This window comes from Xanthomonas codiaei, from assembly GCF_002939785.1.
Classification (GTDB): Bacteria; Pseudomonadota; Gammaproteobacteria; order Xanthomonadales; family Xanthomonadaceae; genus Xanthomonas; species Xanthomonas codiaei.
Genome location: NZ_MDEC01000004.1, coordinates 149,990 through 170,467, shown reverse-complemented (window position 1 = coordinate 170,467; position 20,478 = coordinate 149,990). Strand labels below are relative to the sequence as shown.

The 20,478-nt window shown below is 66.1% G+C and carries 16 protein-coding genes; 8 read left to right on the top strand and 8 right to left on the bottom strand.

What is annotated here, in order from left to right:
- Positions 1 to 2: 2 nt before the first annotated feature.
- From XcodCFBP4690_RS04450 to XcodCFBP4690_RS04435, 4 genes are all read right to left on the bottom strand, one after another.
- Positions 3 to 464: a cell wall hydrolase gene (locus XcodCFBP4690_RS04450; RefSeq protein ID WP_064508663.1), complete on the bottom strand. Its 462-nt coding sequence runs from the start codon at positions 462 to 464 to the stop codon at positions 3 to 5.
- Positions 465 to 1,212: 748 nt separating this feature from the next.
- Entirely contained in the window at positions 1,213 to 2,523 is a 1,311-nt protein-coding gene (locus tag XcodCFBP4690_RS04445) for an MFS transporter (protein WP_104539829.1), read from the bottom strand.
- Positions 2,524 to 2,885: 362 nt separating this feature from the next.
- A complete protein-coding gene (locus XcodCFBP4690_RS04440; RefSeq protein WP_104539828.1) occupies positions 2,886 to 4,925 on the bottom strand; it encodes an NADPH-dependent 2,4-dienoyl-CoA reductase in 2,040 nt (679 codons plus the stop codon).
- Positions 4,926 to 5,216: 291 nt separating this feature from the next.
- The gene (locus XcodCFBP4690_RS04435) at positions 5,217 to 6,239 is read right to left on the bottom strand and encodes a zinc-binding alcohol dehydrogenase family protein (RefSeq protein ID WP_104539827.1); all 1,023 of its coding nucleotides are present in this window, start codon (positions 6,237 to 6,239) and stop codon (positions 5,217 to 5,219) included.
- A 414-nt stretch (positions 6,240 to 6,653) separates the two neighbouring features.
- Here XcodCFBP4690_RS04435 and XcodCFBP4690_RS04430 point away from each other — a divergent pair, with 414 nt between their 5' ends.
- The 3 genes from XcodCFBP4690_RS04430 (at position 6,654) to XcodCFBP4690_RS04420 (ending at position 9,338) form a co-directional block, all read left to right on the top strand.
- Positions 6,654 to 7,751 carry an OmpA family protein gene (locus XcodCFBP4690_RS04430; protein ID WP_104539826.1) on the top strand — a complete coding sequence of 366 codons (1,098 nt, stop codon included), beginning with the start codon at positions 6,654 to 6,656 and terminating at the stop codon, positions 7,749 to 7,751.
- Positions 7,752 to 7,951: 200 nt separating this feature from the next.
- Positions 7,952 to 8,458: a hypothetical protein gene (locus XcodCFBP4690_RS04425; protein ID WP_104539825.1), complete on the top strand. Its 507-nt coding sequence runs from the start codon at positions 7,952 to 7,954 to the stop codon at positions 8,456 to 8,458.
- Between the two features lie 19 nt (positions 8,459 to 8,477).
- Positions 8,478 to 9,338: a pseudouridine synthase gene (locus tag XcodCFBP4690_RS04420; protein WP_104539824.1), complete on the top strand. Its 861-nt coding sequence runs from the start codon at positions 8,478 to 8,480 to the stop codon at positions 9,336 to 9,338.
- Here the strand turns inward: XcodCFBP4690_RS04420 and XcodCFBP4690_RS04415 are convergent.
- Both XcodCFBP4690_RS04415 and kbl read right to left on the bottom strand, forming a co-directional pair.
- Positions 9,277 to 9,681, bottom strand: a complete 405-nt coding sequence (locus XcodCFBP4690_RS04415; protein WP_104539823.1) for an HNH endonuclease — start codon at positions 9,679 to 9,681, stop codon at positions 9,277 to 9,279. The genes XcodCFBP4690_RS04420 and XcodCFBP4690_RS04415 overlap by 62 nt on opposite strands.
- A gap of 2 nt (positions 9,682 to 9,683) precedes the next feature.
- Positions 9,684 to 10,892, bottom strand: coding sequence for a glycine C-acetyltransferase (gene kbl, locus XcodCFBP4690_RS04410; protein WP_104539891.1), 1,209 nt, complete (start codon positions 10,890 to 10,892; stop codon positions 9,684 to 9,686).
- A 170-nt stretch (positions 10,893 to 11,062) separates the two neighbouring features.
- Between kbl and XcodCFBP4690_RS04405 the strand changes: the two genes are divergently transcribed.
- The 5 genes from XcodCFBP4690_RS04405 to XcodCFBP4690_RS04385 all read left to right on the top strand — a co-directional run bounded on the left by XcodCFBP4690_RS04405 (position 11,063) and on the right by XcodCFBP4690_RS04385 (position 16,111).
- On the top strand, positions 11,063 to 12,079 hold the full coding sequence (locus XcodCFBP4690_RS04405; RefSeq protein WP_104539890.1) for a sulfate ABC transporter substrate-binding protein: 1,017 nt from the start codon (positions 11,063 to 11,065) through the stop codon (positions 12,077 to 12,079).
- A gap of 2 nt (positions 12,080 to 12,081) precedes the next feature.
- On the top strand, positions 12,082 to 12,945 hold the full coding sequence (gene cysT, locus XcodCFBP4690_RS04400; RefSeq protein WP_104539822.1) for a sulfate ABC transporter permease subunit CysT: 864 nt from the start codon (positions 12,082 to 12,084) through the stop codon (positions 12,943 to 12,945).
- Positions 12,942 to 13,895: a sulfate ABC transporter permease subunit CysW gene (cysW, locus tag XcodCFBP4690_RS04395; protein ID WP_104539821.1), complete on the top strand. Its 954-nt coding sequence runs from the start codon at positions 12,942 to 12,944 to the stop codon at positions 13,893 to 13,895. The genes cysT and cysW overlap by 4 nt, the downstream gene beginning before the upstream one ends.
- Positions 13,896 to 13,902: 7 nt before the next feature.
- Positions 13,903 to 14,934, top strand: a complete 1,032-nt coding sequence (locus XcodCFBP4690_RS04390; protein WP_104539820.1) for a sulfate/molybdate ABC transporter ATP-binding protein — start codon at positions 13,903 to 13,905, stop codon at positions 14,932 to 14,934.
- A gap of 460 nt (positions 14,935 to 15,394) precedes the next feature.
- Entirely contained in the window at positions 15,395 to 16,111 is a 717-nt protein-coding gene (locus tag XcodCFBP4690_RS04385; protein ID WP_104539819.1) for a TorF family putative porin, read from the top strand.
- A 159-nt stretch (positions 16,112 to 16,270) separates the two neighbouring features.
- On the opposite strand, the gene tdh is transcribed toward XcodCFBP4690_RS04385, so the two are convergent.
- Positions 16,271 to 17,305 (bottom strand): L-threonine 3-dehydrogenase, encoded by a 1,035-nt coding sequence (tdh, locus tag XcodCFBP4690_RS04380; protein ID WP_167394470.1) that lies wholly within the window; start codon positions 17,303 to 17,305, stop codon positions 16,271 to 16,273.
- Positions 17,306 to 18,050: 745 nt separating this feature from the next.
- The gene (locus XcodCFBP4690_RS04375) at positions 18,051 to 20,465 is read right to left on the bottom strand and encodes a TonB-dependent receptor (RefSeq protein WP_104539818.1); all 2,415 of its coding nucleotides are present in this window, start codon (positions 20,463 to 20,465) and stop codon (positions 18,051 to 18,053) included.
- Positions 20,466 to 20,478 lie beyond the last annotated feature (13 nt).

The following is a 20,478-nucleotide window of genomic DNA, read 5'->3' as shown; positions in this document are numbered from 1 at the left end:
GCTTACGACGCTGTGCGCGGACGCAGCTTCTGCACGCGATAGAACGTGTGGTCGCCAATGGTGGCCACCTGATACGCATTGCGCCAGCTCGGGCTTGCAATCGCGCTGGCGGCAAAGTGGCTGGCACCCGGCACGATTTCCTTGCGCTGACCAGCCGGCAATGCCCAATTGCGTTCTGCAGCCAGTGCGACACCGAGCGCCTTGTTCCAGGCGTCATCGTTCTTCAGCTGCGTGCCCGGCGCCACGATGGTCGGTGCGAACTGCTTGCGTGCGGTAACCACTTCGCACATCGAATCGCCCCACAGACCGCTGTCCAGCCGGCGCAATGCGACTTCGGCGACAGCCTGCTGGCCGCGCAAGGTCTGGTCGCGCGCTTCCAGGTACACGGTGGTACTCAAGCACAGCGAATCTGCAGCTGGCTGCGGCATCAATTGCGCCAGCCAGAAAATCCAAATCATCTTCATACAACTCCTTGCTCCGTATGGGCCGGTCCGCAGGGCATCCAAGGTGGATGCACCAGTGCGAAAGGCTTGGCGTCATGGGGAGGCGACCTGTCACGGGCCGCCCGGTCTCCGGCGAAAGAGAGTTGCCGAAGGTGCCCACCAAGTGGGTGGGTCAAAAAGTTGGCGCAAGGTAGGCGGCGATCACACAATCGAGGCTGAATGGACGGGGTTGACGCAGCGCAGGGGCTGCTGTGCCTGCTTTGCGCAGTCGTGCACAACGCACTGTGGCAGCGCAGCCGCGTCGCATCGGCACAGCGACGGACCGGTGGCGTCGCCGCATCCGTCTGCATATCTCTGCAATGGCAACGCGCATGGCAATGGGTGGAGGGATTCAGGCATGACGGCATGCAGCATCTGCCAAGCGTCGCAGGCCGATCGTATCGGCTGGACAGTTGTGGGACAGGTGTAGCGGGTAACCGATGCGCGGCCTCACGCAGCTGCCTGGCAACACACGCCGTCAGCTGCGCATTCATGCCTGTGCATGACTGACGAGCGTGAGCAGAGAAGCCGCCGACGCCGCTCGCGCTGTATCGGCGTCGCACCCAGTTTGAACCAATTCGTCACCACCAGATGAAGCGCAGGGCGCGACTCGGCCACGATTGCGTCTTCTGATCAGTCATGCGTTCGAGTTGGCCGCTCGCTGCAACCGATGCGCGCTCTTGCGTCGGGCCGTCAAAAGATAGGTATGCACGGCTCTGGCGAGCAGCGTTCAGGCTCGTTGCGGCAGGTTCGCTCTTTCAAGATGCCGCTGCCGTCGGGGCGTCATGCGGGATGGGTTGCCGCAGGCCAGCAACACGCATGCCGCACCGCAGAGCACAGGGCCGATCGCCATCGACCATGCCAACTGTGCATGACCGGCGGCATGATCGTTATTCAAGTGCAGCAACAGGCCGATCAGCACGCTGCCTGATGCAAGCGCGAGTTGGGCGACGGCCGTCAGGATTGCGACGCCGCGTGCCTGTTGCGCGGGGCCATAGTGCGTGGCCAGTTCGGCATGTCGTGCCCACGCCCACTGCCCGGCTGCGCCGGCTGCCATCCCCATGCCGAATGCCAGCGTGGCGTCGGGCCATACGCTGCGTGTTGTCTTCATCGCAAACAGCAGCCCGAACACGACCAACGCGAGCCCGCTGCATCCCAGCCGCTGGACAGCGCCGGTCTGCAACCGCGCCGCAAGCGGCTGTATGACCACGGTACCGACGGCGTAGCTGATCAGAACGGCGCTGCCCCAGCGTGGCGAAGGGAGCAGCGTTTGCGCCAGATACGGCGCCAGTTTGGTGAAGGTGGGCAGGGCCAGCGATAACACTGCGATCACCAGCAGTGGCAGCACAGATGCGCTGCACAGGACTGCACGCGGTATGTCTGCCGGGCCTGCAATGAGCTGCGCATGCGGCAATAGTGCTTGGCGCAGCCGCCATGCCGTCAGCATGGCCAGCGTGCTGACGGCAGCCACCACCGCCATCGCGAGGCAGGCGCCTGCATGCGGTCTGGAATGCACCAGCATCCCGATCGTCGCACTGACCGACAATGCGGCCAGGCCACTGCCGACCAACCGCAGTGCGCTGACGCCCTTGGCGCCCCGCCATGGCCAACGGCCCAGGCCAAGCAAGGTGTTCTGCGCAACATCTCCCATTGCGTATGCCACGCGGAACAACAGGCTGAAGAGCAACACGCAGGCCAGGCGCGTGGGCGCAGGCAACCACGGCACCAGGAACAGCAGCGCCATCGCCACGGCGGCGATGGCCACGCCGCGCCATTGCGCATGACCGGCCCAGGCCAGGCTGCTGCTTGCCTGCCAGCGACGTGCAGCGAGCACGCCCATCACTGCACTCACCACCAGGCCCGCTGCGACCGACACGCCGGCGGCGGTGGCGCTCAGCTGCACGTATTCGGTCAGGGCAAAGATCAGCAACAGCTCGCCGGTGTACCAGAGCAGGCTCTTGCCGAAGTGCGCAGCCGCGTACGCCAGCATCGCCGACAGCGGCAGGGTGAGGGGCGGCGGCGCTGTCGTCGAGGCTGGCATGGGCCGGTTATAGACGTGTTCTGCGACAACAAGAAGAAGGCCGCGTGATGCCGCCGCCGCGCGCGGTTGCAATGCCTGCCTCGGGCGTCGGCAAGGGGGGGGGCGGCTTGGATCTGTTTCGGTCCACAACACCAGCGCTGGCGCTATCAATTGCTTCGCCGCGGCGGGCCGGGCGTGCGCGACCGGCATGCGGCCTGGGGCACGGCCCGCCGCCATTGCCGCAGAGCGGCGATGGCGCGACAGAGGCCAGTGCCCCTCCAGAACGAAGGGATTCCGCCGATTGCCCGTCGACCGGGCCTGGTCAGCCGGTATGCGCCAACGGTCGCGCCGTCAAACGCAGGGCGGCGGCACCGGCGCAGACGTCACAAGGTTGCGGCGAGTCGGCTGGCCTGGTTGATCGCGCGCTTGGCATCCAGCTCGGCTGCCACATCGGCGCCGCCGATCAGGTGCGGCTGCTTGCCGAGCGCCAGCAAGGCGGCCTGCAGCTCGCGGCGCGGTTCCTGGCCGGCGCAGATCACCACCGTGCCGACATCGAGCAACTGCTCGCTGCCCTCCACGCGGATCCGCAGTCCGGCATCGTCCACGCCCAGGTATTCCACGCCGCCGAGCATCTTCACGCCCTTGGCCTTGAGCGTGGCGCGGTGGATCCAGCCGGTGGTCTTGCCCAGCCGCGCACCCGGCCGCCCCGGGCTGCGTTGCAGCAGCCAGACCTGGCGGGCAGGGCGCTCGGGCTGCGGTCTGACCAGCGCGCCGCGGGTCTCGAAGGTGGCATCCACGCCCCATTCGGCCATCCAGCGCGCCGGGCCTAGCGACACCGATTCGCCCTCGTGCACCAGGAATTCGCCGACATCGAAGCCAATCCCGCCGGCGCCGATGATCGCGACCTTGTCGGCAGCGACATGGCGGCCCAGCACCACGTCCAAATAGCTCACCACCATCGGATGGTCCGCGCCCGGGAAATCGACCTTGCGCGGCTCGATACCGGTGGCCAGAACCACCTCGTCGAACTCGGTCAGGTCGGCTGCCTGCACATGGGTATCCAGGCGCAACTGCACGCCGGTCGCCTCGATGCGGTGGCTGAAGTAGCGCAGCGTCTCGGTGAACTCTTCCTTGCCGGGAATGCGCCTGGCGACATTGAACTGCCCGCCGATCGCGCTGCTCGCATCGAACAGGGTCACCCGGTGGCCGCGCTCGGCTGCGACTGTGGCGCAGGCCAGCCCCGCCGGGCCGGCGCCGACCACGGCGATGCGCTTGGGCGTGGCGGCGGGGGTGTAGACCAGCTCGGTCTCGTGGACCGCACGCGGGTTGACCAGGCAGGTGGCCAGCTTGTTCTCGAACACATGATCCAGGCAGGCCTGGTTGCAGGCGATGCAGGTATTGATGGTGTGCGATTGCCCGGCGCGCGACTTGTTGGTCCACTGCGGGTCGGCCAGCAGCGGTCGCGCCAGCGACACCATGTCCGCCGCGCCGTCGGCGAGGATGCGCTCGGCCACCTCCGGCATGTTGATGCGGTTGCTGGCCACCACGGGAATGCGCAGGTGCGGTTTGAGTTTGGCGGTCACGCTGGCGAATGCGGCGCGTGGTACCGAGGTGGCAATGGTGGGGATGCGCGCCTCGTGCCAGCCGATGCCGGAGTTGATGATGGTCGCGCCGGCCGCTTCGATCGCCTGCGCCTGTGCCAGGATCTCCTGCCACTGGTTGCCGTCTTCGACCAGGTCCACCAGCGACAGCCGGTAGATGATGATGAAGTCCGGTCCGCAGGCCTCGCGGATGCGGCGCACGATCTCCACCGCAAAGCGCATGCGCTTTGCCGCATCGCCGCCCCAGGCATCGCTGCGCTGGTTGGTGCGTGCGGCGGTGAACTCGTTGATCAGATAGCCTTCCGAACCCATCACCTCCACACCGTCGTAGCCGGCTTCGCGCGCCAGCCGCGCCGACCGCGCGTAGGCGGCGATCTGGCGGTCCACCGCTGCCGCAGACAGGGCACGCGGGGTGAACGGATTGATCGGCGCCTGCAACCTGGACGGCGCCACCGACAGCGGGTGATAGGCGTAGCGCCCGGCATGCAGCAACTGCAGGCAGATCTTGGCGCCATGCTCGTGCGCGGCGCGGGTGACCTGGCGGTGCGGGCGCACTTCCCAGGGCCAGGACAGCTTGCCACCGAACGGCTTGAGCCAGCCCACCACGTTCGGAGAAAAGCCGCCGGTGACGATCAGGCCAACCCCACCGGCCGCGCGCTCGGCGAAATACGCCGCCAGCTTGGGAAAATCGCGTGCACGGTCTTCCAGCCCGGTGTGCATCGAGCCCATCAGGACGCGGTTGCGCAGTTGGGTGAAGCCCAGATCGAGCGGCGTGAACAGGTGCGGGAAGGGCGAGGGCGAAGGGCCGGTGGCGGGCGACATGATGTGGATACGCTGGCGTACGGAGTGCGCACGATGCAGGCAAACGGGCGTGGCGGCAAGTCCCCGGTGCCCAAGTCCGGGGTGCCGGCTGCGCCGCCGCTGCCGGATCGCCGAGGTGACACCGCCTGCCATGCCAGGAGCTGTCCGGCGCAGTGCCGGCCCATGCCCGTTGTGGCAGTTGGTTTCGAGGTGCAATGAGCCCGAGGCGCGAGCCTCGGTGCCGTTGCTGTTTCGCTGCAGGCCGATGGCCGCTTCAGTGCCGGGGCGGCAGCGAAACGCGACCTGCCACGGCTACCAGCCGGCCAAGGTTAGCTTGCCGATGGTGCTGCCGCTTTCCAGCCGACGGTGCGCTTCACGCAAGGTGCCGGCATTGATCGGCGACAGCGTTTCGGTATGTGTCGTGCGCAACTCGCCCGCGTCGATCAGGCTCGCCGCACGGTTGAGGATGCGATGCTGTTCCACGATGTCGTCGGTGGCGTAGCGCGAGCGGGCGAACATCAGCTCCCAATGAATGCCGATGCACTTGGACTTGTATGGGTCGCCGATCGGCAACGGACCGCGGGGCTCGACGATCAGGCCGACATGCCCCTGCGGCGCCAGGATCTCGCCCAGCGGTTGCCAGTAGCGATCGGTGTCGGCCAGGTTCAGCGCCGCATCCACGCTGTGCAGGCCCAGCGCCTGCAACTGTGGGTGCAGCGGCTGGTGATGGTCGATCACATGCTGGGCGCCCATCTGCCGCACCCATTCGATGCTCTCCGGCCGCGATGCGGTGGCGATCACCGTGAAGCCGGCATGCCGCGCCAGCTGGATCGCGATGGAGCCAACCCCGCCGGCGCCGCCGATGATCAGCAGATGCCGGCCGCGGTTGCGTGCGCCGTCGAAGGCGAACGGCATGCGCTGGAACAGCAGCTCCCACGCGGTGAGCGTGGTCAACGGCAGCGCCGCGGCCTGGGCAAAGCTCAGTGAGGTGGGTTTGCAGCCGGCGATGCGTGCATCTACCCATTGGTACTGCGCGTTGCTGCCCGGCCGGCTGATGTCGCCGGCGTAATAGACCTCGTCGCCCACCGCAAACGCCGTGACGTCCGGACCCACTGCCTCGATCACGCCGGCAGCGTCGTAGCCCAGGATCTTAGGTGCTTCCAGGGTTTGCGGCTTGGGCGCGCGGACCTTGGTGTCGACCGGATTCACCGAGATCGCTTCCACTCGTACCAACAAGTCATACCCCGACGGCGCTCCGGGAGCCGGAAGCTCCATGTCGAGCAACGACGCCGGATCGTCGATCGGAAGATAACGGGTGAGGACCACAGCTTTCATCGGGACGCTCCTGGTGGGGAGTTCAGGGTGCGTTGTGAAGCAAGTTGGCTGCAACCATGGACCCCACAATTCAGCTCGGACGGGGCCTGGCATTCACCAATGTGGTTTTTCCAGCGCTCAGCAAGGTCAAAACCGGACCGTGTTGTAACCGTCTCCAATGTGCTCGATTCGGCTCTCGTTCATATCGCGTGATCGGCAGAAGTGGGTGCCCGGTCCTTTTCTTCATGAAACTGTATACGTAGTATTGGCTAGGGTTTGCAGCCCTGGCGATTGCTTTCACATGTTATATGACCGTTAACGCGATCTTCACTGAGGCCGGCTTAATCTGCGCCCCGATGGCTCTGGATGTGACGAGCATCTTTACCAAGAACACCGCCTCTATCGGTTTTATCTCCCAAAGAAGGAGCTGTATAAATGAACAAGAAAATTCTCACTGCCGCGTTGCTCGGCGGTCTGGCAGTGGCCCAGGCTGCTTCCGCGCAGGAGTTCGATGACCGTTGGTACCTGACCGGTGGCGCTGGCTTCAACTTCCAGGACAACGACCGTCTGACCAATGATGCTCCGTTCGTCACCCTGGGCCTGGGCAAGTTCGTCAGCCCGAACTGGTCGATCGACGGTGAGCTGAACTACCAGAACCCGAACTTCGACGCCAACCAGGACCAGAACTGGAGCCAGTACGGCATCTCGTTCGATCTGCGTCGTCACTTCATCCAGGAAGGCCGCGGCTGGAACCCGTACCTGCTGTTCGGCCTGGGCTACCAGCGCTCGGAAGAAGAGTTCGACGCCACCCCGAACCCGGTGTCGCCGGGCCAGCAGAAGGACGGCAACTTTGCCGCCAAGGCTGGTGTGGGTCTGCAGACCACCTTCGACAAGCGCGTTGCCGTGCGTGCCGAAGTGGCTTACCGCGCTGACTTCAACGACCAGAGCGTTGCCGCTCCGCAGGAAGACTGGTTCGGCGACGTGCTGGCTTCGGTCGGCGTCGTGATCCCGCTGGGACCTGCTCCGTCGACCGCTCCGCCGCCGGCTCCGGCTCCGGTTGCCCCGAGCTGCGCAGACCTGGATGACGACGGTGACGGCGTCAACAACTGCGACGACAAGTGCCCGGCTTCGCAGCCTGGCCAGACCATCGGTCCGGACGGCTGCCCGGTGCCGGTGTCGATCGACCTGAAGGGCGTGAACTTCGACTTCAACAAGTCGACCCTGCGTCCGGATGCCGTGTCGATCCTGAGCGAAGCGACCGAGATCCTGAAGCGCTACCCCGACCTGAAGGTCGAGGTTGCCGGTCACACCGACTCGAAGGGTACCGACGCGTACAACCAGAAGCTGTCCGAGCGTCGTGCGACCACCGTGTACGACTACCTGACCAAGAACGGCGTCGATGCGTCGCGTCTGGTCGGCCCGATCGGCTACGGCGAGAGCCGTCCGATCGCTCCGAACGCCAACCCGGATGGTTCCGACAATCCGGAAGGCCGTGCGAAGAACCGTCGTACCGAGCTGAACGTCCAGAACTAATCGGACCGCCAGTCTGCTTCATACAAAACCCGGCCTTGCGCCGGGTTTTGTCTATGTGTGCACCGAACGTCCCCCGATTCCTTCGCATACAGGCTGCGATGCTGTCTGTGTTGCCCTTCCGGCACGGTTCCTGTTGAAACAGCGTTCATCGCTGCCTACACTCGCCGCGTCGACACATACTCTTATTGGAAGAACCAACGATGCTGCGTACCGCTACGGCAGGACTGCTCTGTCTCGCTCTGATTCCCGCCGCCTACGCCGCTCCGAACTGCGCCGGCAGCATGGTGTCCCAGCCGCTGCCGTTGCCCGCCACCGTGATTGCGCCGGCGGCCGCCGAGTTCTACACCCGCAGCGTGCAGCTGGGCATGCCGACCGGCGTGCTGGCCCAGCCCTACAGCAGCGATCAGTCGGTGGACCGCGTGCTGCTGCGCCTGCGCGTGGAAGGCTGCCAGGACGTGGCCAAGGTGATTCCGCCGGGTGGCGCGGTCAACCCGAACGATCCGGCCGCCTACAAGGCCACCACCGCCTTCGACAACACTCCGTGGCGCTTCGACATGAGCCAGAACGGCAAGCGCATGACGGCCGAAGAATTCGACGCCTGGATGAAGGCGCGCGGCGTGCGCGTGGTCAAGGCGCGTCCGGCCCCCGCTGCGGCTCCTGCTGCAGCGGCGCCGGCAGCCGACGCCAAGCCGGTCGAGAACAAGTAATCCACGCGGTCGGGACGGCATGACCCGGCGGCCTACGCCGGCGACGTCCCGGCCTCGCACGCGCGGCCCGGCACCGCCGGCGCGCGCCGCGCGCGCGTCCACTGCCGCACAGGGCAATTCCGCGCCGCGACACGGACTGGCGCGGGTGCTGTCCAAGCTGGGTGTGTGCTCGCGCACCGAGGCGGCCCGCTGGATCGCCGATGGGCGGGTCAGCGTCGATGGACGGGTGATCCGCGACCCCGAATGTCCGATCCGCACCGAGCAGCACGCGGCCATCGCCATCGATGGCCAACCCCTGGCTGGACCTTCGCGGCTGTATCTGATGCTCAACAAGCCGCGCGGCGTGCTCACCACGGTGCGCGACGAGCAGGGCAGGGACACCGTGTACCGCTGTTTCGATGGCGCGGGCCTGCCGTGGCTCGCACCGGTGGGGCGGCTGGACAAGGCCAGCGAAGGCCTGCTGCTGTTCAGCAACGATCCGCAATGGGCGGCGGCGGTGACCGATCCTGCCAGCGGGCCGGACAAGACCTATCACGTGCAGATCGATTGCCGCCCGAGCGCTGCGCAACTGGCGCAGCTGCAGGCCGGCGTGATCGATCCCGATCCGCAAGGCGAGGGTGGGTTGCTGCGCGCCAAGCGGGTCGAGGTGCTGCGCGAAGGCGAGCGCAATGCCTGGCTGGAAATCGTGCTGGACGAAGGCCGTAACCGGCAGATCCGCCGGTTGCTGGCGGCGCTGGACATCGGCGTGCTGCGGCTGGTGCGCGTGGCGATCGGGCCGCTGGCAATCGGCGAGCTGGGCAAGGGCGCCTGGCGGATGCTCAGTGCGGCGGAAGTCCTGGCGCTGACGCCGGCTCGCGCCAGCGCGCCAGGCGCGCGCTGAGCAAGGCACTCACCACTTCCACCGCGCGCGCGTCGCCGGCGCCGTTGGCGTCATGGCGCCGGCCCTTGGCGTGATTGCAGCTGGCACAGGCCAGCGCCAGATTGCGCGCGTCGTTGGGGTCGTCACCCACCAGCGCGCAGAGCGCGGCGGCCGCACGCCGGCCGAACCAGGCCTGCGGTACCACGTGTTCCAGCGTGGTGTGCCCCAGCGGTTCGCCGTCGATGCCGACGTGCAGGCGCCGCCGGCAATGCAGGCAGCGGGTTTCCCAGCTGCCATCCAGCAGCCGCGCCTGGGCATCGGTGTGCGCCGCGAGCAGGAGCCGTTGGCGCAGCACTGTCCGCATGCTCAGGCCTTGATGACGTCCAGTTCTTGGCCGATCTTGATGAAGGCGTCGATCGCCTGATCCAGCTGCGCGCGGGTATGCGCGGCGCTGATCTGGGTACGGATGCGCGCCTGGCCCTTGGGCACCACCGGGAAGAAGAAGCCGATCGCGTAGATGCCTTCTTCCAGCAGCCGCTCGGCGAACTTCTGCGCCAGCGGTGCGTCGTAGAGCATCACCGGGCTGATCGGGTGCACGCCGGGCTTGAGGTCGAAGCCGGCGGCGGTCATGCGTTCGCGGAAGTAGCGGGTGTTTTCCACCAGTTGCGTGCGCAGCTCGCCGGCCGCGTCCAGCATCTCGAAGGCCTTGATGCCGGCAGCCACCACGTGCGGCGGCAACGAATTGGAGAACAGGTAGGGGCGCGAACGCTGGCGCAGCAGCTCGATCACCTCGCGCCTGGCGGTGGTGAAGCCGCCCAGTGCACCGCCCATGGCCTTGCCCAGCGTGCCGGTGAAGATGTCGATCTGGTCCAGTACGCCCTTGACCTCGGCCGAGCCGCGCCCGGTGGCGCCCAGGAAGCCGGTGGCATGGCATTCGTCGATATGCACCAGCGCGTTGTACTTGCGGGCCAGGGCGGTGATCTCGTCCAGCGGCGCGATGAAGCCGTCCATCGAGAACACGCCATCGCTGGTGATCAGCTTGGTCTTGCAGCCGGCCGCATCGGCGGCCTGCAGCTGCGCCTCCAGGTCGGCCATGTCGCAGTTGGCGTAGCGGAAGCGCCTGGCCTTGCACAGGCGCACGCCGTCGATGATGGAGGCGTGGTTCAGCGCGTCGGAAATGATCGCATCGTGCTCGCCGAGCAACGGTTCGAACAGGCCGCCGTTGGCGTCGAAGCAGGCCGCGTAGAGGATGGTGTCTTCGGTGCCGAAGAACGCGGCGATGGTGCGCTCGAGCTGCTTGTGCAGGTCCTGGGTGCCGCAGATGAAGCGCACCGAGGCCATGCCGAAGCCATGGCTGTCCAGCGCATCCTTGGCGGCCTGGATGATGTCCGGATGGTCGGCCAGGCCAAGATAGTTGTTGGCGCAGAAGTTCAGCACGCTGCGGCCGTCGGCCAGCGTGATCCGTGCCGACTGCGGGCCGGTGATGATGCGCTCGGACTTGAACAGGCCCTGGGACTGGATGGCATCCAGTTCGGCGGCGTAGTGGGCGGTGAGCGCGGTAGGCGGACGGGTCATGGCGGTCGCAGTGGCATGGAAGAAGCGCAATCTTAACGATCACCATGGCATACCACTACGTCATGCAATATCGGCATAAGCAGCAGCGCGGATGTCATTTCACCGCCTGCGTGCCGCTGCGCAGCATGGCATGCTTGCTGTTCAGCTGTGCCCCCGGCCAGGAGATCGTTGTGACACACCCCCGCTTCCGCCTTGTTTCCCTCGTGTGCATCCTGCTGGCCCTGGCCGGCCCGGCGGCTGCACGCGATATCGGCTTGCTCAATGTGAGCTACGACCCGACCCGCGAGTTCTATCGCGATTTCAACACCGCCTTCGCGGCGCAGTGGAAGCAGCAGCACCCGCAGGACACGGTCACCGTGGAGACCTCGCACGGTGGTTCCGGCAAGCAGGCGCGCGCGGTCATCGACGGCATCGAGGCGGACGTGGTGACCCTGGCGCTGGCCTACGACGTGGATGCGATCGCGCAGAAGGCCAAGCTGATCGACAGCGATTGGGAAAAGCGGCTGCCGGACAACAGCGCGCCGTACACCTCCACCATCGTGTTCCTGGTCCGCAAGGGCAACCCGAAGAACATCAAGGACTGGCCGGACCTGCTGCGCTCGGGCGTGGCGGTGGTGACGCCCAACCCCAAGACCTCCGGCGGGGCGCGTTGGAACTACCTGGCCGCCTGGGCGTATGCCGACCACATCTTCAAGGGCGACCGCGAGCGCATCCTGCGCTACATGCAGGCGCTGTTCCGCAATGTGCCGGTGCTCGATACCGGCGCGCGCGGCGCCACCACCACCTTCGTCCAGCGCGGTATCGGCGACGTGCTGCTGGCCTGGGAGAACGAGGCGCTGCTGGCGCGCGAGGAACTGGGCAAGGACAAGTTCGAGATCGTGGTGCCGAAGCTGTCGATCCTGGCCGAGCCCTCGGTGGCGCTGGTGGACAAGAACGTCGACAGGCACGGCACCCGCGAGGTGGCTGAGGCCTATCTGCGCTATCTGTATGCGCCGGAAGGGCAGAAACTGGCGGCCAGGCATTTCTATCGCCCGCGGCATCGGGAGTTTGCCGACCCCGCGGATCTGGCCCGCTTCCCGGACATCAAGCTGGTGACCATCCAGCAGGCGTTCGGGTCCTGGGACAAGGCGCAGCAGGAACACTTCGCCGACGGCGGCCTGTTCGACCAGATCCAGGCCAAGAAGTAGGCATGCAGACCTCGGTTGCACCCCGCCCGGTGTCGCCAGCGCGCCGCCGCCGTGTGATGCCCGGACTGGGCCTGAGTCTGGGCATCACCCTGACCTGGCTCGGCCTGATCGTGCTGATCCCGTTGCTGGGCACCTTCATCAAGACCAGCGGGCTGGGCTGGGAAGGGTTGTGGAAGGTCTGGAGCGAACCGCGCGTGCTGGCGGCGTTGCGGTTGAGCTTCGGCACCGCGCTGGCGGCAGGTGCCTTCAATGCGGTGATGGGGACCTGGGTGGCCTGGGTATTCGTGCGCTATCGCTTCCCGGCCAAACGCTTCTTCGACGCGGTGATCGACCTGCCGTTCGCGTTGCCTACCGCGGTGGCCGGTATTGCGCTGACCGCGTTGTATGGCGGCAACGGCTGGATCGGGCGCTGGCTGGAGGCGGCCGGCATCAAGGTGGCCTATACCCAGCTCGGCATCGTGATCGCGCTGGTGTTCGTGGGCCTGCCCTTCGTGGTGCGGGTGGTGCAGCCGGTGCTGGCCGAAAGCGATCGTGAAATGGAGGCTGCTGCCGCCACGCTGGGCGCCTCGCGCTGGCAGACGGTCTGGCGGGTGGTGTTGCCGGGGCTGTGGCCGGCGGTGCTGACAGGGTTTGCGCTGGCGTTCGCGCGCGGGGTGGGGGAGTACGGTTCGGTGATCTTCATCGCCGGCAACCTGCCCAACGCCACCGAGATCGCGCCGTTGCTGATCACCATCCGGCTGGAAGAGTTCGACTATGCCGGCGCCACCGCGATCGCCGCGGCAATGCTGTTGCTGTCGCTGGTGATCCTGTTGGTGGTCAACACGTTGCAGGCACGCCTGTTGCGCTATCAACGGAGGCCGGCATGACTGATGCTGTTTCCTCGCTGCCCTCGATGCTGCAGACCCGTGCGATGACCGAGCAGGCGCGCCGCATCACCGATTCGGCCACCAACGAGCCGCGCTGGGTGCAGTGGCTGATGATCCTGGGCGCACTGGGATTTCTGCTGGCGTTCTTGTTGCTGCCGTTGGTGCTGGTGTTCGCCGAAGCGCTGCGCGGCGGCTGGGAGACCTTCCTGCGTGCGGTGGTCGACCCGGATGCGCTGTCGGCGATCAAGCTGACGCTGCTGGTGACGGCCTTCGTGCTGCCGTTGAACCTGGTCTTCGGGGTGGCCGCTGCCTGGGCAGTGAGCAAGCACCAGTTCCGCGGCAAGCGCCTGCTAGTCAGCCTGATTGACCTGCCGTTCTCGGTGTCGCCGGTGGTGGCCGGGCTGATCTTCGTGCTGATTTTCGGCCGCAACGGCTGGGCTTGGCCGCTGATCGACGAGGGCTGGCGCGTGCAGTTGCCGCTGCTGGGCGAGACGCTGATCCAGCTGCCACGCATCGTGTTCGCGTTGCCGGGCATCGTGCTGGCAACGACGTTTGTCACTTTCCCGTTCATCGCGCGCGAACTGATGCCGTTGATGGAGCAGCAGGGCAGCGACGAGGAGCTGGCTGCGCTGAGCCTGGGCGCCAATGGCTGGCAGATGTTCTGGCGGGTGACCCTGCCCAATATCCGTTGGGGCCTGCTGTATGGGGTGCTGTTGTGCGCGGCGCGGGCGATGGGCGAGTTCGGCGCGGTGTCGGTGGTGTCCGGGCATATCCGCGGGCGCACCAATACGCTGCCGCTGCATGTGGAAATTCTCTACAACGAATACGCCTACAGCGCGGCATTCGCGTGCGCCTCGTTGCTGGCTCTGACCGCGCTGCTGACGCTGGCGCTGAAGACGTATCTGGAATGGCGGCACGGCGATTCGCTGGCCGCCAACCACCGCCACTGAGGTCACCATGGGCATCCGTATCCACCGCCTGCGCAAGCAGTTCGAGAATTTCACCGCGCTGGACGACATCAGCCTGGACGTGCGCCAGGGCGAGCTGCTGGCGCTGCTGGGGCCGTCCGGGTCGGGCAAGACCACCTTGTTGCGGATCATGGCCGGGCTGGAGCACGCCGACGGCGGCCAGGTGCTGTTCGGCGACGAGGACGCCACCGGCATGAGCGTGCAGTCGCGCCGGGTCGGCTTCGTGTTCCAGCATTACGCGCTGTTCAAGCACATGGACGTATTCGAGAACATCGCCTTCGGGCTGCGCGTGCGGCGCGGCAACGAACGCTGGGCCGAAGCGCGCATCCGTGCGCGGGTGGAAGAGCTGCTGGCGCTGGTGCAGTTGCAGGGACTGGAGCAGCGTTATCCCACCCAGCTCTCCGGCGGCCAGCGACAGCGCGTGGCGCTGGCGCGGGCGCTGGCGATCGAACCGCGCGTGCTGTTGCTGGACGAACCCTTCGGCGCGCTGGATGCGCAGGTGCGCCGCGACCTGCGGCGCTGGTTGCGCGAGTTGCACGAGCGCACCGGCCTGACCACGGTGTTCGTGACCCACGACCAGGAAGAAGCGCTGGAACTGGCAGACCGGGTCGCCATCCTCAACCGCGGACGCATCGAACAGCTCGACACCCCGGCGGCGATCTACGACACACCGGCCTCGCCGTTCGTGTATTCCTTCGTGGGGGCAGTCAACCGCATCCCCGGCGTGCTGGAGCAGGGGCAGATCCAGGTGGCCGGTCATGCCTTGCCGGTGGCCAATGCGGCATTGGCCGCCGGTCCGGTGGAAGTCTACGTGCGCCCCGAGGATCTTGTACCCGATGACGCCGGCTGGCCGGCCACGGTGGCCTGGTCGCAGCGCAGCGGCCCACGGCTGCGGCTGCGCGCCACCCTGCAGCCGGCGGGCAACGAGGTGGAAGTGGAACTGCCGGCCTCGGCCGGCAATTTCCAGCCCGGCCAACAGCTGCGACTGGCCGCACGCCACTACGGGGTGTTTCCGGCCTGAGAAGCCGCCTCGGGGGCGTCTCACTCAGTGCGTGATGCAAGTGCCGGGGATCGCTGAGAGAGCCCCCGGCTTGCCGTGCCTGTGAATACGAAATCCCAAGGACCGACCGGCAAGCGATCGACGCCAGCTGGCCGCGCTGCGTGCGGAGCGGGGGCGCTTTGCGAACGACACATCTCTACAGGCCTGCCCGAGACTGTCAGTACGCATTCCAGACGCCAGGTCCCGGACGCGGACTCCCGACTCCCGAATCCCGAATCCCGAATCCCGAATCTCCAACATCAAGATTCCACAGCAGTGGTCGATGAAACGCCTATCGGATCGGCGCATCGCCAGGCGAAGGATGTGCGCTGGATCAAGCGAGCGCGACTTTTATGTTGCGCTGCAGCGACAGTCCGACTAAGAATTCATTGCAGCCCCCGCTTCGCGCCATCCGACCGCCCGCCGCTCCAGGAGAAGCCCCATGAAGCCGTCCTCGCTCGCTTGTTGTCTGTCGTTGCTGTTGTCTGGCGTCGTGCCGCTGGCACAGGCGCAGGACGAAGAGGCGCCCGCGCCGCCGCTCAGCGGCACGTTCGCGCTGACCAGCGATTACCTGTTCCGCGGCATCTCGCAGACCAACGAAGAGCCTGCGTTCCAGGCGGGCCTGACCTACAAGCTGCCGTATGGTTTCTACGTCGGGACCTGGGGCTCCAACGTCGACTTCGGCGCGGGCGATCCGGACTGGGAGGTGGATGGGTTTGTCGGCTACAACACCGACCTCAGCGCGAATTTCAATCTGGACGTGATGGTCAACCGCTATCACTACCTCGGTGCCGGTGCCTCCAACTACGCCGAGCTGATCACCAAGACCACGTTCCTGAAAACCTATAGCCTGACCCTGGCGTACACCAACGATCTGTACGGCTCGAAGACGGATGGGTATTACTACGCGCTGGATGCCAACTGGTCACTGCCGCACAACTTCACCATCGGGGCGCACGCCGGGCACAGCATCTATACCTCGGCGCTCAGGCAGGTGGATCACGACTACAACGATTTCGGCGTGAATGTCGGCAAGACCTTCGGCCCGCTGGGCTTGAGCGTTGGGTATTACGACACCAGCGAAGCGGCCGAATTCGGCTTCGGGCAGCAGAATTCGCAGAACCACCTGGTGGCGACGGCAACGGTCACCTGGCCGTAAGTGCGATTGGCTGAAGCGACTCCCTCACCTTCGCTGCGTCGCCGTGCGTAGCGAAGCGTCGTGCGCAGCGTCTTCGGTCCCTGCATCCAGGCGACGTCAGGCAATGGACATACAAAAGGCGCCTCGCGGCGCCTTTTGCGTATCTGCAGGATCAGCCGATCAGTTCCAGCTCAACACGACCTTGCCGGCCTTGCCTTCTTCCATCAGGTCGAAGCCCTTCTGGAAGTCGTCGATCGGCAGCTGGTGGGTCAGCACCTTTTGCAATGGGAAACCCGACAGCACCAGCTGGGTCATCTTGTACCAGGTCTCGTACATCTTGCGGCCGTAGATGCCCTGCACGGTCAGGCCCTTGAAGATGATCTTGTCCCAGTCGCAACCGGCGCCGCGCGGCATGATGCCGAGCATGGCGATCTTGCCGCCGTGGTACATGCAATCGAGCATGTCGTTGAACGCGCGCGGGTTGCCGCTCATCTCCAGGCCGACGTCGAAGCCCTCCATGTGCAGGTCCTTCATCACGTCCTTCAACGAAGTGTTGGACACGTTGACCACGCGGGTGGCGCCCATGTCGGCGGCCAGCTTGAGACGGAAATCGTTGACGTCGGTGACCACCACGTTGCGCGCACCGATGTGTTTGCAGATGCCTGCCGCAATGATGCCGATCGGCCCGGCGCCGGTGATCAGCACGTCCTCGCCGATGACGTCGAATTCCAGCGCGCAATGGGCGGCGTTGCCGTACGGGTCGAAGAATGCCGCCAGTTCGGACGGGATCTGGTCCGGGATCGGCCACAGGTTGGAGGCCGGCATCACCATGTATTCGGCAAAGGCGCCGTTGACGTTGACGCCGATGCCCACCGTGTTCGGGCACAGGTGCGGGCGGCCACCGCGACAGTTGCGGCAATGGCCGCAGACGATATGGCCTTCGGCCGAGACGCGCTGGCCCACCTGGTAGCCGGTCACTGCCGAACCGAGCTCGGCCACGCGGCCGACGAATTCATGGCCAATGGTCAGGCCGGGTTTGATGGTGCGCTGGCTCCACTCGTCCCACAGGTAGATGTGCAGATCGGTGCCACAGATGGCGGTCTTTTCCAGCTTGATCAGCACCTCGTTGGGGCCGGGGGTGGGAACCGGTACCTGCTCCATCCAGATCCCTTTTCCCGCATCGCGCTTGACCAGCGCCTTCATCGTCTGCGCCATGTGGCGAGGCCTGCTAAGTGAAATAAGTCGGCAATTATATGCTCGATGCCGCATCCGCCATGCGGCAGTGCAGGACGGCCGCCACCTTGCTCCGGCGCCTGCCGGGAGGCGGGAGCAGGCGGTGCACGAGCGGGCAATCACGAGCCGGGCAGGGGGCTACTTCGCGCGCTGCCCCCATCCGCCCTTCGGGCACCTTCCCCCGCGTGCGGGGGAAGCGGGGGCGCAGCGCCGGATGGAGCTCATCACCGCCTTCACCCTTCTCCCGCTTGCGGGAGAAGGTGGCGCGCAGCGCCGGATGAGGGGCGCCACCGGCAGGTGCTCAGAACTTCACATCTGTCGGTGAGGTTGGTGATGTTGAGCGCCAGGGCTACGTTCGCCGCTGCCCCCATCTGCCCTTCGGGCATCTTCCCCCGCGTGCGGGGGAAGGAGTGTGCAGCGCCTGATGGAAGTCATCACTGCCTTCTTCACCCTTCTCCCGCTTGCGGGAGAAGGTGGCGCGCAGCGCCGGATGAGGGGCGCCACGGGCAGGTGCTCAGAACTTCACATCTGTCGGTGAGGTTGGTGATGTCGAGCGCCAGGGCCACGTTCGCCGCTGCCCCCATCCGCCCTTCGGGCACCTTCCCCCGCGGGCGGGGAAAGGGGGGCGCAGCGCCGGATGGAGGTCATCACTTCCTTCTTCACCCTTTTCTCGCATGCGGGAGAAGGTGGCGCGCAGCGCCGGATGAGGGGCGCCGCCGGCAGACGCTCAGAACTTCACATCCAGGCTCAGGAAGGTCTGCCGCGGTGCGCCAACCACCATGGTCTGGTTGTAGCCATCCGGATCGGAGGCGACGTAGCCGTTGGTGCCGGTGCTGGCGAAGTAGCGCTTGTCGGTGAGGTTGGTGATGTTGAGCGCCAGGGCCACGTCCGCCACCCCGCCGAGGCGGCCGAAGTCGTAACGCGCGCCGGCGTTGAACAGCCAGTACGAAGGCACCTGCGAATCGTTGAGGAAGGTGATGTAGCGCTTGTCGACGTACTTGCCGTCCAGGTCCAGGCGCAGGTTGCCGATCTGATAGCTGGCGCTGGAGGAGAACATCAGCGCCGGGATGCCGACCACGTCCTTGCCCGAGGTGGCGACCACGCCATTGTTGAGGTAATCGTCCTGGTAGCGCGAGCGATTCCACGACAGCGAGTTCAACCAGCTCAGGCCTTCCACCGGGCGCCACATCAGCGCCAGATCGGCACCGGCGCTATGCACGGCGCCGACGTTGCTCAGGATCGCCGCGCAGGTCTGCACCGCAGTACACGGCGAGGTGGTCAGCAGGCGGTTGGAGAATTTGGTGAAGTAGGCATCGGCCGAGAGCTGGAACTGCGCGTCCTGCACACGGTAGCCCACCTGCACGGTCTGCGATTGTTCCGGCTCCAGCGTGGCGCGGCTGCGGTCGAAGGCGGCCTGCGAGGTGGCGAACGGGGTGAACCCGAATGCGGCGATGTTCTTGCTGTAGGAGGCGTACAGGTCCTGGCGCTCGTCGAGCTTGTAGTTGATGCCCACCTGCGGCAGGAAGCCGTCTTCGGCGCGGATGCGGCCTTGCGCCAGCGCGGTGGTCGACACCAGCGATTGCGCGCGCGTGGTGGTGTCGAGCGCTTTTGCGCCGTAGTTCAACGCGAGGCGGTCATCGAGCAGGCGCACGGTGTCCTGCAGGTAGAGCATGCGCATCTGGGTGGTGTAGCGCTGCAGGAAGTCGCGGCGGAACGGGGTCTGCGCTTCGTACACGTTGTACAGCGAGGTATAGCCCTCGTTGCCGAGCGCGAAATAGTTGCGGCCCTGCGTGGTGCGCGCATTCTCGGCCCATAGGCCCACTTCCAGATCGTGATTGCCCCACGACCACTTCAGGGCGCTGGTGCCGCCAAAACGATCCAGCCCGTAGTCGGTGGTACGCATGGAGAGAGGAATCTGCGCCGAGGTGACAACGTACGGGGTCACCCATTGGCCTTCGCCACGATTGGCGTGGTAGTAGCCGGTGGCATCCAGGGTGGCGCCTCCGAACACGAAGGTGCCGGACAGGCCGGCCAGATTGTCGCGACGCAGGCCACCACCGGCGTAGTAGCTGGCATCCAGCCAGCTGTAGTCGCTGGGCAGGCTTGCCAGCGATTGCGGATACCCGTTGGCCACACCGCTGGTGGCGCCGGTGCTCTGGTAGGCACGCGCCATCTGCACCGCGGTGGCCCAATCCGGCTGCAGGTAGTCGAAGTCCCAGCCCAGCACGCGCTGGCTGGTCAAGGACAGGTCCATGTAGTCGTATTCCTTGCGCCGCGAGGTATCCAGGAACAGGCTCAGGCGATTGCCGTCGCCCCACTGGTACACGGTCTTGAGGTTGGCCTGTTCGGAGGTCTGGTCGCCGAAGCCCTTCCACTTGTCGGTACTGGCGTTGGCGTAGGACAGGTACGCCGACAGTCCATTGCGATCGCCGGTGTCGGCGCGCACGAAGGTGCGGCGCGTCGCATCGCTGCCCACCGTCTGCACCAGCCGCGCACCGGGCGTGGTCTGCGGATCGGCCGAGTAGAACTGCATGGTGCCGCCGAGATTGGTGTTGGAGGCGGTGCCCAGCGCGCCGGCGCCTTGCGCGATCTCCACCGAGCCGAGGTTTTCGGAAATGATGGCGCGGGTGATGTGCAGGCCGTTGGTGACGCCGTAGCTCATGTTGCCCAGCGGAATACCATCCAGCGTGTAACCCAGGCGGCTCTGATCGAAGCCGTGCAGGGTGACCTGCGTGGACCACTCGTAGGTACCGAACGGATCGGCGGACTGGAACTGCACGCCTGGCAGTTTTTCCACCGCCTTGAGGGCACTGCTGCCCGGCGTCAGCTGCTCGATGTCCTGCCGGCTGATGCGCTGTACCTGGCGCGTGCTGCCTTGCGACACCACGTTGATGGCATCCAGTTGGGTCGGGTTGCCGGCGGCATCGGCCACTGCGGCCGGGGCATCTGCACCGCCGGCAGCAACCGGCTCGGCGGCAAGCGCGACGACGGGAAGCAGCGCAGTCAGGGCCAGCGCCAACGGAGTGACATCAAAACGACGAGCGGAAGTCATGGGGGAATCCTGTTCGAGCACGGCTGGGGGCGGACGCGCGGCGCAAGACCGGCGTTTCGCGACGCAGGGTGTCAACGGCTCATGAAACATTGATGACGGCCGC